Origin of the sequence: Lonsdalea britannica, from assembly GCF_946477055.1 — a bacterium.
GTDB lineage: Bacteria > Pseudomonadota > Gammaproteobacteria > Enterobacterales > Enterobacteriaceae > Lonsdalea > Lonsdalea britannica_A.
In genome coordinates, this window is record NZ_CAMKXG010000086.1 from 1 (window position 1) to 12863 (window position 12863).

11 protein-coding genes are annotated in these 12863 nt (G+C 60.3%); 2 read left to right on the forward strand and 9 right to left on the reverse strand.

The annotated features are described in order from the left end of the window. Positions 1-467: 467 nt before the first annotated feature. Positions 468-1130 (forward strand): DUF3313 domain-containing protein, encoded by a 663-nt coding sequence (locus tag Q7O77_RS07905; protein WP_304165458.1) that lies wholly within the window; start codon positions 468-470, stop codon positions 1128-1130. Positions 1131-1679: 549 nt separating this feature from the next. Here Q7O77_RS07905 and Q7O77_RS07910 read toward each other — a convergent pair. Beyond that, positions 1680-2417 (reverse strand): IclR family transcriptional regulator, encoded by a 738-nt coding sequence (locus tag Q7O77_RS07910; RefSeq protein WP_304165461.1) that lies wholly within the window; start codon positions 2415-2417, stop codon positions 1680-1682. Between the two features lie 201 nt (positions 2418-2618). On the opposite strand from Q7O77_RS07910, the gene Q7O77_RS07915 reads away from it, so the two are divergent. Continuing rightward, a complete protein-coding gene (locus tag Q7O77_RS07915; RefSeq protein WP_304165464.1) occupies positions 2619-3566 on the forward strand; it encodes an aliphatic sulfonate ABC transporter substrate-binding protein in 948 nt (315 codons plus the stop codon). Positions 3567-3891: 325 nt separating this feature from the next. Here Q7O77_RS07915 and Q7O77_RS07920 read toward each other — a convergent pair whose 3' ends face one another. The 8 genes from Q7O77_RS07920 to Q7O77_RS07955 form a co-directional block, all read right to left on the reverse strand. Next, positions 3892-5121, reverse strand: coding sequence for an acyl-CoA dehydrogenase family protein (locus Q7O77_RS07920; protein ID WP_304165466.1), 1230 nt, complete (start codon positions 5119-5121; stop codon positions 3892-3894). After that, positions 5096-6574 (reverse strand): MFS transporter, encoded by a 1479-nt coding sequence (locus Q7O77_RS07925; RefSeq protein ID WP_304165469.1) that lies wholly within the window; start codon positions 6572-6574, stop codon positions 5096-5098. Before Q7O77_RS07925 ends, Q7O77_RS07920 begins: the two co-directional genes overlap by 26 nt. Positions 6575-6765: 191 nt before the next feature. After that, on the reverse strand, positions 6766-7641 hold the full coding sequence (locus Q7O77_RS07930) for a MetQ/NlpA family ABC transporter substrate-binding protein (RefSeq protein ID WP_304165471.1): 876 nt from the start codon (positions 7639-7641) through the stop codon (positions 6766-6768). Then, positions 7638-8339 (reverse strand): methionine ABC transporter permease, encoded by a 702-nt coding sequence (locus tag Q7O77_RS07935; RefSeq protein ID WP_304165484.1) that lies wholly within the window; start codon positions 8337-8339, stop codon positions 7638-7640. Before Q7O77_RS07935 ends, Q7O77_RS07930 begins: the two co-directional genes overlap by 4 nt. Before the next feature lie 2 nt (positions 8340-8341). After that, positions 8342-9361 carry a methionine ABC transporter ATP-binding protein gene (locus Q7O77_RS07940; protein WP_304165473.1) on the reverse strand — a complete coding sequence of 340 codons (1020 nt, stop codon included), beginning with the start codon at positions 9359-9361 and terminating at the stop codon, positions 8342-8344. Next, the gene (locus Q7O77_RS07945; RefSeq protein WP_304165475.1) at positions 9358-10764 is read right to left on the reverse strand and encodes an LLM class flavin-dependent oxidoreductase; all 1407 of its coding nucleotides are present in this window, start codon (positions 10762-10764) and stop codon (positions 9358-9360) included. Before Q7O77_RS07945 ends, Q7O77_RS07940 begins: the two co-directional genes overlap by 4 nt. An 86-nt stretch (positions 10765-10850) precedes the next feature. Continuing rightward, positions 10851-12260 carry an FAD/NAD(P)-binding protein gene (locus Q7O77_RS07950; RefSeq protein WP_304165478.1) on the reverse strand — a complete coding sequence of 470 codons (1410 nt, stop codon included), beginning with the start codon at positions 12258-12260 and terminating at the stop codon, positions 10851-10853. After that, positions 12253-12863, reverse strand: a 611-nt coding sequence (locus Q7O77_RS07955; RefSeq protein WP_304165481.1) for an LLM class flavin-dependent oxidoreductase, incomplete at its 5' end; no start/stop codon positions are given. The genes Q7O77_RS07950 and Q7O77_RS07955, both read right to left, overlap by 8 nt.

Here is a 12863-nt window from a genome sequence, read left to right on the forward strand (position 1 = left end):
TTCTTCGCCGATAGACAGAATGCAAGCGCGCGATACGGCGCGCTTCACCGCTTTTTCTCGCCAGTAGTGACCTCATGGCGGCTTTTCGCGCGCGTCTCCCGGCGGGAACGTTCAGTCAGCAAGCATTTAGGATTTTTCCTTTCCGTCCTCTCCTCACGCCCCTCCTGTCCGTGCTCTCATCAGAAATCCCCGCCCGCGTTGACGCCGCCCGATGTCGGACATCTTCGACGATCGTGATCGTTTGGTGAGGCTATCTAAAACATAACTGAACACATGTGTACATTTTATTGACAACTTGATCCGCTTAGTGCAAAACTGAACCGTACAGTATGGTTTTGAGCGCAGCATGCTGAATGTCCTTATCGACGACGGCCCGATTTCTCAAAGCTGCTGACTTAGCGAAAAAACGGCGTCACTCGCACGACGCTTTCCGACCGACATTGGTGATCTTTTAGAAGGTTTTACGAATGAGCACATTGACCAAGGTGTACCGCCCCGCAGTTTTGATCGTTGCCATGGCCTTAGCGGGTTGCGCTGGCACACAACCGGCCCGTTACGCGGGTATTGACTCGGCCTCTCAGCTGCAGCCCAACACCGGTGATGAATCCGATCGCATCCCATTCCGCTATGCCGCGCCGGTCGACTGGAAAAAATATTCGCATGTCATCATCGACCCCGTAACCGTTTATCAGGGTAGCGATAACCAGTTTGGCGATATGGATCAGGAAGATCGCCAGGCATTGGCGAAATACATGCAGGATCGTTTTAGCGAAAGCCTGAGAACCCGTTTTACCGAAGCCACCGCTCCCACTCCGGGCGCCATCAGGGTCAAACTGACGCTGACCGGGGCAGAAACCACGACTCAGGTCGTCGGTACGGTTACGAAATTTGATCTCGCGGGCGGGCCTTACAACATCGTGCAGTCTATTCGCGGTAAAGAAGGCATGCTGAGCGGTTCTGTCAGCTATGCGGTGGAAATACACGATGCCGCCAGCAACCAGTTGCTTAACGCCTACGTTGCCAAGCAGTATCCGAATGCCATGAACATCGGTGCCACCTTCGGTTCGCTGAGCGCGGCGGAAGTCGGCCTCGATAAAGGGGCGGATGAACTGGTCGAGATGCTGAAGTAATCCGTACTCACGGTGGAAGGTACGCCAGACGGATCCCCGTCCGGCGTCCGGATGCCGAACCTTGCAGTCCAGTGAAAAGTGTTTGCAGCATGCGAAACGGAGCAGGTTATCGGCACATCATCGGCCGCCTCTGCATTGCGTTCAACACCAGGGAACACCAACGACAGGAGCCCTACGATGAAAATACGACTCTTACTCACGTGCCTCGCAGCGACGCTTCTACTGAACGGATGTATCGTTGTCGACGGTCACCACCGGGATCGTCATCCTCGTCCGCACTATGACGACAATCGTTCATACGGCGATCGCGATCATCATCGCGGACGTGATTACCGCTAATTAAGACAAACGCGGGCGGCGATAACTCGCCGCCCGCGTTTCACCCACCGTGTTTAAGTCACCACTTCCAACCCCTTTATCAACCGCATTCACGTCCCTCCGACACGGCTATCGGGATAGAACAAATGCGCGTCCCCACCGAGAAACTGACCGTTCACATCATCTCTCGAAATAAGGTCACAGCAGGTCTGAAAGGAAGTAAAAATAGGGTTAGCAGGGTTCGATTTTTTGTTTTGTATTGCCGAACTTTTCCTGCAACATGCGATGGACAAGATCTTGCAGCGCCGAAGACGACCAACGGCAGGACGGACCGCTCATTCCCAAGGCCGCGACGACCCGGCCTTGTTTGTAGAGCGGCATAGCGACGCAGCACAGGCCCGGTTCGACCTGTTCCAGATCGAGTGCAAAACCCTGTACGGCAATCGCCTTCAGTTCGACGCCCAGTGACGTCGACACTTTCCCCGCACGCCGCAGACTCCGCATCAGCCCGACATCGTTAGCCAGAAGGATTTTACCAATGGCGGAAGTAGTCAGCCCCTCACGGTTGCCACAGGGACAGGTTGCCCGCAACAGGCTGCCATCGCACTCCACGGAATCGATACAGAGATACTCGCTCGTGCCGCACGGGACGGCCAGATAGCAGGTTTCGCCGCTGATTTCGGCGAAGCGCCGCAGCACCGGTCCAAACGTGGCGCGCAGCGCGGAGTCTTCGTCGGTCAGCGGCTGAGCCAACTCGCGCAGGCGCAACCCTAGCGCGTAACGCGTGCCGTTACGCGTGACGTAGCCCATGGCCGCCAGCGTATTCAGCAGGCCGTGCAGCGTGCTTTTGTTAAGCCCCAGCTGCGTCGTCAGGTCTACCAGACGGGATTCCCCACCGGCCGCGGCAATCGCTTCCAGCAACGCCATCGCCCGCTCAACAGACTGGATCCTTCGGTTATCGTCGATCATCCTTTCCCTCTCAAACCGCCACTGCGGCAATCCGTCCCTTCAAGATAGAGTCAGGAAAGATAGCATCGTATGGGGTTTACGTCGCACGCCTGTCGGCCAGTTAAAACTAATAGGAATATTAAAAAATATTTCATTATTTTAAGGTTATAAATTCTCTCTGATAAGGTTTTTCCTTAATTTGCCTTAAGAGACGACGCCATCATGAAAACCTCCCTACGTCATACCGCTCTCGCGCTGCTGTTGGCGGGGGTGTCCGCCTCTGCGGTCGCCGCCTCCCAGCCTGAAGCCATCAACATCGGGTATCAGAAAGCCAATATTTTTGCCCTGCTGAAATACCGGGGAACCTTGGATGAAAAATTTAAACAGCAGGGCATTCAGGTGCGCTGGATCGAGTTTCCTGCCGGGCCGCAGATGCTGGAAGGATTGAACGTCGGCAGTATCGATCTGGCGGCCACCGGCGATGCCCCGCCCGCCTTTGCGCAAGCGGCGCAGGCCGATCTGATTTATCTGGCGCACTCCCCCGCCAATCCGAAAACGGAAGCTATCGTCGTACCGGGTGACTCCTCCATCAAATCGGTGGCGGATCTCAAAGGGAAGCGCGTGGCGCTGAACAAAGGCTCGGACGTCAATTACCTGCTGGTGAAAGCGCTGGAAGACGCCGGTCTGAGCTATCGCGATATCACGCCCGTCTATCTGACGCCCAGCGATGCGCGCGCGGCATTTCAGCGCGGCGCGGTGGACGCCTGGGTGATCTGGGATCCGTTTCTGGCCGAGGTAGAAAGCAATGCAGGCGCCAGACAGATTCGCAACGCGGAAGGTTTAGTGCCGCACTACACGTTCTATCTCGCCAGCCGGAAGTTCGCGGAAACCTGGCCGCAGACGGCCGAACAGGTGGTAAACGAACTGGGGTCACTCAGCCAGTGGGCCAACAGCAACCCGGCGGACGCCGCCGCGATCCTGTCACAGTCGACCGGGCTGGATCGCGCCATCTGGAGCAAAGCGCTGGCGAGAATGCCCTATGGCGCCGAACGCATGACGCCGGAGGTGTTTAGCCAACAGCAGGCGCTGGCGGATAAATTCACGCAGATTGGGCTACTGCCGACCAAGGTCAACGTCGCCAGCGCGACCTGGTCATTGGACAAAAAGTGATATGGTTTTAACCGCACGGTCGTCCCATCCTCCGGAGCGACTCACAGTAAAAGGCCACGTTTCATGACGTGGCCTTGCGTTGTGATCGCTCAAGCCCCCGTCTTCTCTCCGCCTGCCATGCCCGCCTTCATCGTGTTCGGACAGTGCGGTTCCAATCAAAACTCTGCCCTTGATCCCAACCTGAACACAGGTGATCTCTATCAATCACGACGGCCACTTTCTGCGAACCGCCATCCCACGGGAATCCCTCTCGTTTCTCAATCAGCGTTTAGGCGGACAGAAAAAAAGCGGGCGCGCTGGCCCGCCTTGTGGCTGTTCCTCGCTGCTACGCGGTTTTCTGCTCCTGTCCCCCGTTGCCAACCTGCCAGATAAAGGTCGGCGCGTGACCGTTAACCAGCCAGTCGCCGATATTCCGCGACTTGTAAATCACCGGATTGTGGGACGCCAGCGTGCGCGCGTTGCGCCAGTGGCGATCCAACGCCTTGCTAACTCGCGTATCGGAAGCGCCGAGCGCGTTGAATAGCTCGGTCGCCGCTCGCGGCACCAGCTCGCTGGCGATCACCTGCGCCTGCGCCGCCTCCACTTCCGCAATACTGTTGACGCGTAGCTTGAGGGCATCATCGTCCGACACATGGACTTCGTACGCCTGCTGCAGCGACTGGGTGGCCGCGATCACCGCCGCTTCCGTGGCATAGGCCCAGCTGGAAATCTGGCCGACGACCTGCAACACCTGCACATCCTCTTTCGGCAGCGCGGCATTGCTATGGCTATAGATCCGCTTGCGTTGTCGAACGCCCTCGGCCGCATCGCGCGCAATTGCCCGACCGATACCGGCCAGCGTCGCTAACAGCATGTGCTGATAAAACGCCGTCTGATACAGGAAGCGGTCCGCAAAATCGTACACGTGCCCGGCGTCGACCTGCGCCTCGGTAAAGCGGGTGGTGCCGCTGCCGGTCAGCCGCTGACCAAAGCCATCCCAATCGTCCTCCCGCAGCACGCCGTCCTGATGCGTACTGACGATAGCAATCACATCCCGTCCGTTATCGCGGCGACGGGCATACACATCGATCCAGTCCGCGAACAGCGCGCCGGTGCTGTAAAACTTCTCGCCGTTCAGCGTCCAGCCGTGCGGCGCAGGCTCAACGTGGGTAATGACATCGCCCAGATTGATGTTGCCGATCTCAGTCCAGCCGCTGCCCACCAGCTCACCGTCCAGAAAGCGCAGGAACCAGCGATCGCGCTCCGGCGTGTCCGGCGCATTGAGGCGATCTTCCACGAAGGCGAAATGCGCGCGCAGCGCCTGCGGCAGGTTGGAATCGGCCTCCGCCAGCTCTGTCAGCAGGCGAAACAGCTGAGGCAGCGACGCGCTCTGTCCGCCCTTCTCTTTAGGGATACGCACGGCACCGAATCCCGCCTCCTTTAGCCAGCGGATGGGTTCATAGGGTAGCTCCCGGCGCCGTTCACGATCGGTTGCGCCGGCAGCGATACGGGCAAAGAGGGGGCGGAATTGCGCCGCCAGGGTTTCATAGTCAGTCCCGGTCGAAAGTAAGGTCATGATGTGCTCCTTGATCGTGATGATCGTCAATGTCCTGACGGGTCGGTTCATGACGAACCGCGAGTAAGAAGAAGATGGGGATAATGGCGCTCAGCGAGACAATCCAGAACATGTTGGTGCCGTAGGCCGCCTGTAGCAGCGGCAGGATAAACAGCGCCAGCGCACTGCCGATGCCGGACAGCGAGCGGCTAAAGCCAACGCCGGTGGCGCGGATAGAGGTTGGGTAAGACAGCGCCGGGTAGATCATCAGTTGGGCGCCCGGACCGAAGCCTTCGGCAAACAGCCACAGCCCCAGCATCAGAATGGCGATGACCACGCCTATCGTCGCCTGAGGTTGACCAATCAGCGCCAGCGCGATGAGCGCGATGAACTGCAGGGCAAAACCCGCGATCGCCACGTGGCGCGAAGGGTATTTCCAGGCCAGCCGCATCCCCAGCAGGCCGCCGGTGAAGGCGAACAGCGCATTCAGCCCCAGCGAGGCCGAGATGGTTTCAAACACGCCCGCCCCCAAAAATTGCGCCAGAATGGACGGCAGGAAGAAGGCGATGGCGGTGTATTCGAAGGAAATACACACGTTCATCACCCCGGCGACGATGGTGCGTTCGCGATAGGGCTTCTGGAACAGTACCCGGAAGCTGACCTTGGGTTGGTGGGACGTCTTGCGCGACGTCTTATCCACGGCCTCGTGGGCAGCAATGCCGTAGGAGTCGCGCAGAATTCGCGCCGCGCCCTTGAGATCGCCCTGATTCGCCGCCCACAGGGGAGACTCATTCATAAACTTGCGGCGTACCGCGATAATCAGCAGGGCCGGAACCGCGCCAAACAGCAGCGAAGCGCGCCACAGCCAGTCGAGATGCTGTTCGGGCAGCAGGAAGTAGAGGCCGAAGATGATCAGGAAGCAGGACGATGACGCCGCGTACCACATGGGGCACCACGCCGCCAACCGGGCCGCCTTGTTGCCCTTGCCGGCAAATTTGGAGAATTCGGCCAGATAGGACATCGCCACCGGCAGGTCGATCCCGACGCCGATCCCCATCAGGAAACGCGCGCCAATCAGCACCCATACGTTCGGCGCCAACCCGGCGGCAATCGCGGAGACGACGAAAAACAACATATCCGCCATGAAGATGGAATAACGGCCATATTTATCCGTCAGCCAGCCGCCGATCAGATTGCCGATGATGGTGCCGATCATGATGGATGACGTCACCAGCCCGGTGAGCACCGGCGTGAGTTGAAACTCTCTGACGACATCATCAATCCCGTATGACAGCGTGGTCAGATCGTAGGCGTCGAGAAAGACTCCGCCCAGCGCCAGAAAGATGATCATCCTGGCATAGCTGTTTTTCTCGCTGCGGGTGTTGATCAACCTCGCCACGTCGCTCACCGAGCTAATGGGAATGGACCCTGATGCAGACCCTCTGATGTCGGTGTCAATCGGTAACGTACTCATACTTTTGGCATCCTCGCTATTCTTTTATGTGCAGGTGAAACTACGGTTATAAGACGAAGATTTTGCGTTCACAAACAACATTTATGTCTTTAAAATTCATTAAATAACAATAAGATAACCATAAAAACAACGGCAACCGAACCGCTCTTCAGCGGCCCGGTCTCGACGATGAAATGACACAATGAGGACAGCTATTCAGCCGATACCGGCACTAAAACGCCCTTGACCAACGGGTCATCCGTCTCTTTCAGCCACTGTTGAAGACGCGGGTCGGAAAACGCCTGTTGCAATTTGACGATGGATGCTTCGGCAAGGTACGGTGTGCCGATCACCAGCTGTGAGGCGAAGGTGGCCGGAGCCGGTGGGAACAAAATCCCCTTCTCACGCGGGATCTTTCCGGCATCAAACTGGGAGACATAGCCGATGGCGGCATCGACCGAATTCAGCGCGCGCGGCATGGTCAGCAAGTCCAGCTCTTTAAACACGAAGCGTTTGGGGTTGTCCTGAATATCCTTCAGCTTCGCCGTACGCGGCTCTACCGCCGGATTCAGGCGGATCAGCCCGATGCGTTGCAGCAGCCACAGCGCCTGCCCCTGATTCGCGCCGTCGTTCGGTACGACGATCGTCGCCTGCTCCGGCAGCGCCTCGACCGACGGGTAGCGATCCGAGTAGATGCCGAACGCCCACTGGAATACCGGCACCGTCGGCGTCAGCTTGAAGCCGTTGGCGTCCACCACCTGCTTCAACCACCACTGATGCTGATACACCGTGGCCGCATAGACGCCATCCGCCACTGACCGGTCCGCCTGCACCGGATCCTGTAATCCGACGGCCCTCAGCGTCAAGCCATAGTCGGGGGCGATATGTTCGCCGACGTATTGAATCACCCGCTCCTCCCCCGCCATCGCCGGTTCAAAATGGATGTCCAGCGTCGAGCCAAATGTCACCGTGTGCTGACGCTGCGAGTGCCAGTACCACGCGCTGGCCGCGGCGGCGATAATCACGATGCCGCCGACCCACCACGGCCAGCGCCGCTTTTGACGAAGTTCGAACTGCGGTGTACTCATACTGACGGCGCTCCCTGTGAATGACGCAATGCCGCGACCAGCCGGTCACCGGCGAATTGAATCAGTTGTATTGTGGCGATCAGCACCACAATGGTGGCGATCATGATGTGGTGGTCGAAACGCTGATAGCCGTAGACCACGGCGAGGTAGCCGATACCGCCCGCGCCGATGGTGCCCGCGATGGCGGAGTATTCGATCATGGAGATCAGATTGAGCGTGACGGCGGAGACGATGGCGGGCAGCGCTTCGCTCAACTGCGCCGAGACGATAATCTGACCGACGGAGCCGCCGGAGACCAGACCGACCGACGTCACGTCTTCCGGCAGTTCCCGCAGCGCGTTTTCCAGCAGTCGGGCGAAGAACGGGATACCCGCGATCACCATCGGAACCACCGCCGCCGGGATCCCAATGGTGGTGCCGGTCAGCCAGTAGGTCACCGGGATAATCGCCGCCATCAGCACCAGAAACGGCAGGGAACGCCCCATATTCACCAGCCAGTTCAACGTCCGGTTCAGCGCCGGATGAGGAAACAGTCCCCGACGCGAGGTGTTGAACAGCACAACGCCGACTACGCCGCCGATGCTCACCACGAACAGCATGACGATGGCGACCATCAGCCAGGTTTCGCCGTAAGCGGGCAGCAGCAGCGTGGGGAGCTCGCGCCAGGGCGTGTCCTGACTCATAACTGACGTGGATATGGTCATATCGCCTCCCTCAGCGCCGGAGCCGTCGCGATGACCTCCGCGACAACGCCCTGCGCGTCGAGCAGCCCGATGAGCTGAGCAGTCGCCAGCCGTTCGCCGTGAAAACGCACCGCAATCTCCAGCCGTCCCGACAGCTGCTGATTCACCCACTCAACGTGACCGCCCAGAACGTCGATCTGCAAGGCGAACTGCCTGGAGAGCCGACTGATCCAGTCCGGCGCCACCGTCCTGTTCGCGCTGTAGCTGACCCGCAGCAACAGGTCGCCGCCTCCGGGCTGCGCCGTCACCGGGAACAGGCGCTCGCCGAGCGACGAGTTCGGCTGCGCCAGCAGATCCCGCACCCGGCCCTGCTGGACGATGACCCCGTCGCGGATCTCCGCCACCGCATCGGCAGCCGTGCGCACCACGTCCATTTCATGAGTGATTAATACGATGGCGAGACCGAATTCATCCCGCAGCTGTTTGAGCAGTTGCAGCACGGCGTCAGTCGCCTCGGGATCGAGACCGGACGTGGCCTCATCCGCCAGCAGCACCGTCGGATTGAGCGCCAGCGCCCGAGCGATGCCGATACGCTGACGCTGGCCGCCGGAGAGCTGCGCCGGGTAGCTGTCGGCCTTGTGGCTCAACCCGACGCTGTCCAGCAACGTGCCGACGCGTTTCTGGATGTCGCGCTTCACCACGCCCAGAAACTCCAGCGGCAGCGCGATGTTTTCCCAGGCGGTTTTACGCTGTAGCAGGGCTGACGACTGAAAAACCGTACCAATCGCCCGGCGCTCCCGGCGCAATGCCTCGCCGGTCAGCAGTGAGAGATCGTTGCCGTTAACCCGCAGCGTGCCGCGATCCGGCTTTTCCAGCAGACTGATGCAGCGCGCCAGCGTGGACTTTCCTGCGCCGCTCGGCCCGACGACCGCCGTAATCGTGCTCGCCGGCACCTGCAGCGAGACGTCTTTCAGCACTTCCGTTCGACGCCCGTGCTTGCCGTGATAGCCTTTGTACAGGTGTTCGATTTCGATCATGACACCCGCTCCCGTACGCGCTTTTCGGATGCGGCGAGATCCCGATAGCCCGCCGCCGGGTGCGGCGCGGCCAGCCGCGGTCCCGCGTGGAACAATTTTTCCCGCAGCGTGCCCGCCGAGTAGTCGCGTTTGAAGACACCGCGCTTTTGCAACTCGGGGATCAGCAGCTCGACCACATCGGTGAAGGTTTCATGGGTCAGGGCATAGGCGAGATTGAAGCCGTCCACGTCCGTCTCCTCCACCCAGCTTTGCAGCTCGTCGGCGACGGTTTCCGCACTGCCGACCAGCAGCGGTCCGAAGCCGCCTATGCCGACCCAGTCCGCCAGCCCCTGCACCGTCCACTGCCGGTTCGGATCGGCGGTCGAAAAGGTTTCCACCGCCGACTGAATAGCGTTGGTGTGCAGGTGTTTGAGCACCTGATCCGGCGGGTATTGACCGAAGTCGATCCCCGTCCAGCCGGAGATCAGCGCCAGCGCGCCTTCGTAGCTCACCCAGGAGGCGTATTCCCGCCATTTCGCCTGCGCCTCGCGGTCGGTTTCACCCACAATCACCGTCTGGAGATTAAAAATCAGTATGCTGCGCGGATCGCGCCCGGCCTCCGCCGCCCGCCGTCGGATATCCGCCACCGTTTTCTTCAGCAACACCTTGGACGGCGACGCCACGAAGACGCACTCGGCGTGTTCGGCGGCGAACTGTTTGCCGCGGCTTGACGCGCCCGCCTGATAAAGCACCGGCGTCCGCTGCGGCGACGGTTCGCACAGGTGGATCCCCGGTACGTTGAAGAACTCACCGTGGTGATTGATGGGATGAATTTTGGTCGGGTCGCTGAATATCCGCCGCTCGCGATCCCGCAGCACCGCACCCTCTTCCCAGCTGCCTTCCAGCAGCTTGTACACCACTTCCAGATATTCGTCGGCGTAGTCATAGCGCGCATCATGATCGGTGAGCGCCTTCTGCCCGATATTGCGGGCCCCGCTCTCCAGATACGAGGTGACGATATTCCAGCCGACGCGGCCTTTGGTCAGGTGATCCAGCGTCGACAGCCTGCGCGCAAAGGGGTACGGGTGCTCGAACGACAGCGACGCCGTCAGTCCAAACCCCAGATGTTCCGTGACCAGCGCCATCGGCGTCACGAGCGCCAGCGGATCGTTGACCGGCACCTGCGTCGCCTGACGAAGGGCGGCATCGCTGCTGCCGTGCAGTACGTCATAGACGCCCAGCACATCGGCGATAAACAGGCCGTCGAATTTGCCACGTTCCAGCAGCCGCGCCAAATCGACCCAGTACTCCAAATCCTTGTATTGCCAGGAGCGATCGCGCGGATGCGCCCACAGGCCCGGCGACTGATGGCCGACACAGTTCATATCAAACGCATTAAGGCGAATTTCACGTTGCGATGGCATAGCGATCTCCAGAGAGCTCCCGCAGCCGAACGGCGTTCGGCCGGAATCTCGATTGATGATTCGTTGAGTCAGTGAGTCGTAAAGGTTCAGGAAGAGACGGGACATCGCGCCGAGGCGGCGGCCGACGTCAGCGTGGTCATCAGGTGTTTTGCCACGTTTTCGGCGTGCTGAGAGACCTGCGGCAACCCCATCAGTTCGCCGAAACGGCCGCGTGCCGCAGGCCCCACCACCAGCAGGTGAGCATTGGCCTGACCGTTGACATCCAGCGTTTCCGAGCGTTCGTTGACCAGAATGCCCAGCCCCAACGGATCGGGCTGCAGCACGCCGCGCTGCGACAGCGAATGCAATAACGGCTGACTCTCGGTGAGCGACGCATGCGCCGGACCGGTGGTCACAATCAGCTTATCGACCGTCACCGATTCGGTTTCGCCCAGACGAGGCTGTAATTGCAGCGTCAGCGTGGTTTCGTCGGCCCCGACGCCGCGCAGTCGCGCCGCCAGCACGCGCAGCTCACCAGACTCACGCCGCGCCGCGATCACCTGAGCCACCTGCGGCGCGGTGCGATAACGATGGACATCCCACCAGCTGCGCAGATGTCGCAGGAAGCGCTGCTGCTCTTTCAGCGCCAGCGTCTGCCACAAGGTCTGCCCGTTAGCGCGGATCTCGTCCATGACCGCCTGCCAGGGGATCCCCTGTTCAGCGGCGGCGGCCACTTCTCGCCGGGCCTGCGCCAGCGCGCCACGCGCCGTCGTCGGCCAGTCGGACGACAGCGACCAGGGCGGCGGCGGCGCGTCAACGCTCAAATTACTGCGGGACAACAATCCATGCCGCGAGAAGGCGACGATCGGCCCACGGTGGCCGCGCGTGTGCAGCGAAGCCACCACATCGGCCATCGTGAGCGCCGTCCCCATAATGCCGACGCGCTGAGTCGGTGCCACCGTGTCCAACACGCCCGGCAGCCACGGGTTGGCCACCAATGCCGGGTGCGTCTGCCAGGGGCGCAGTCTCTCGGGGAGTGCCGGCGGCGGATGACTGACGGCCAGTACCACGACATCGGCGCGTAACGCCAGCCCCGTCGCCGTGGTCACAATGTGATCCTGCAAGCCAATCGCCCGGTCCCATACGTGACGGAGCCGCACCGGACTGGACTTGGCGACATCGGCAAACACGCCTTCGATGTAACGACCAAAGAGTCCGCGCTGCGGGTAAACGTTGCCATCACGCCATAGCGCGGCGCTGTCCTCGCGGAATTCGGGCTGCTGCTTCAGCCAGCGTTCAAAGTGGGTTTTGTCTTCGCTGAACAGAGACATCCGCGCGGCGGGGACATTGATGCGATGCGCAGGCTCTCGGGTGGAATAGGCGACGCCAAGGCCCAGCCGCTCCCGAGGTTCCACCACGGTGACGCGCAGTGCGCTTTCGACGGTCCGCGCCAGATGGATCGCCAACGCCGCGCCGCTCACGCCGCCGCCAATAATCACAATATGAGGTTCAGTCATCGTTCAGCTCCTTTGCCGTTTGTTGCTCCATGTTTCTCACCCGCGGTATGATTTCCCGCCCGAAATACTCCACCTCCTCCTGAAAGTGCAGAAAGCCCAGCAGCATCAGGTCCACACCCGCATGTTTGTAGTCGATGATGCGCTCCGCGATCTGCTGCGGCGTACCGATCAGGTTGGTTTTGAATCCATCGTTGTACTGCACCAGATCGTCCAGCGTGGACTGCGCCCAGTTACCCTCTTTTTCCGGCGATGCATTACCGGCGTTTTGCACTTCATGATGAAAACCTTTCACCGCCGCCGGATCGGCCTGATCCAAAATCGCCTGTAGCTGCTGGCGCGCCTCTGTCTCGGTATCGCGCGCAATCACAAAGCCATTGACGCCGATCTTCACCCGGCGCTGATGCGACTGCTCCTTGCGCTGGATGTCCTCCACCTGACGTCGGATGCCCTCCACGCTGTTGCCGTTGGTGAAGTACCAATCCGACACCTGCGCCGCCATATCGCGCGCCGCCCGTGAACTGCCCCCCTGAAAAATCTCCGGCAGCGGATCAAGTGGTTTAGGTTTGAAGACGTAATCGCGGAAGCGGTAAAAGTCGCCCGCGA

Excerpts from the sequence above, each read along its gene's own strand:
- Q7O77_RS07915 (WP_304165464.1), top strand. The coding sequence starts at position 2,619 with ATGAAAACCTCCCTACGTCATACCGCTCTCGCGCTGCTGTTGGCGGGG.
- Q7O77_RS07930 (WP_304165471.1), bottom strand. The coding sequence starts at position 7,641 with ATGAGTACACCGCAGTTCGAACTTCGTCAAAAGCGGCGCTGGCCGTGG.
- Q7O77_RS07945 (WP_304165475.1), bottom strand. The coding sequence starts at position 10,764 with ATGCCATCGCAACGTGAAATTCGCCTTAATGCGTTTGATATGAACTGT.
- Q7O77_RS07905 (WP_304165458.1), top strand. The coding sequence starts at position 468 with ATGAGCACATTGACCAAGGTGTACCGCCCCGCAGTTTTGATCGTTGCC.
- Q7O77_RS07910 (WP_304165461.1), bottom strand. The coding sequence starts at position 2,417 with ATGATCGACGATAACCGAAGGATCCAGTCTGTTGAGCGGGCGATGGCG.
- Q7O77_RS07950 (WP_304165478.1), bottom strand. The coding sequence starts at position 12,260 with ATGACTGAACCTCATATTGTGATTATTGGCGGCGGCGTGAGCGGCGCG.
- Q7O77_RS07920 (WP_304165466.1), bottom strand. The coding sequence starts at position 5,121 with ATGACCTTACTTTCGACCGGGACTGACTATGAAACCCTGGCGGCGCAA.
- Q7O77_RS07925 (WP_304165469.1), bottom strand. The coding sequence starts at position 6,574 with ATGAGTACGTTACCGATTGACACCGACATCAGAGGGTCTGCATCAGGG.
- Q7O77_RS07940 (WP_304165473.1), bottom strand. The coding sequence starts at position 9,361 with ATGATCGAAATCGAACACCTGTACAAAGGCTATCACGGCAAGCACGGG.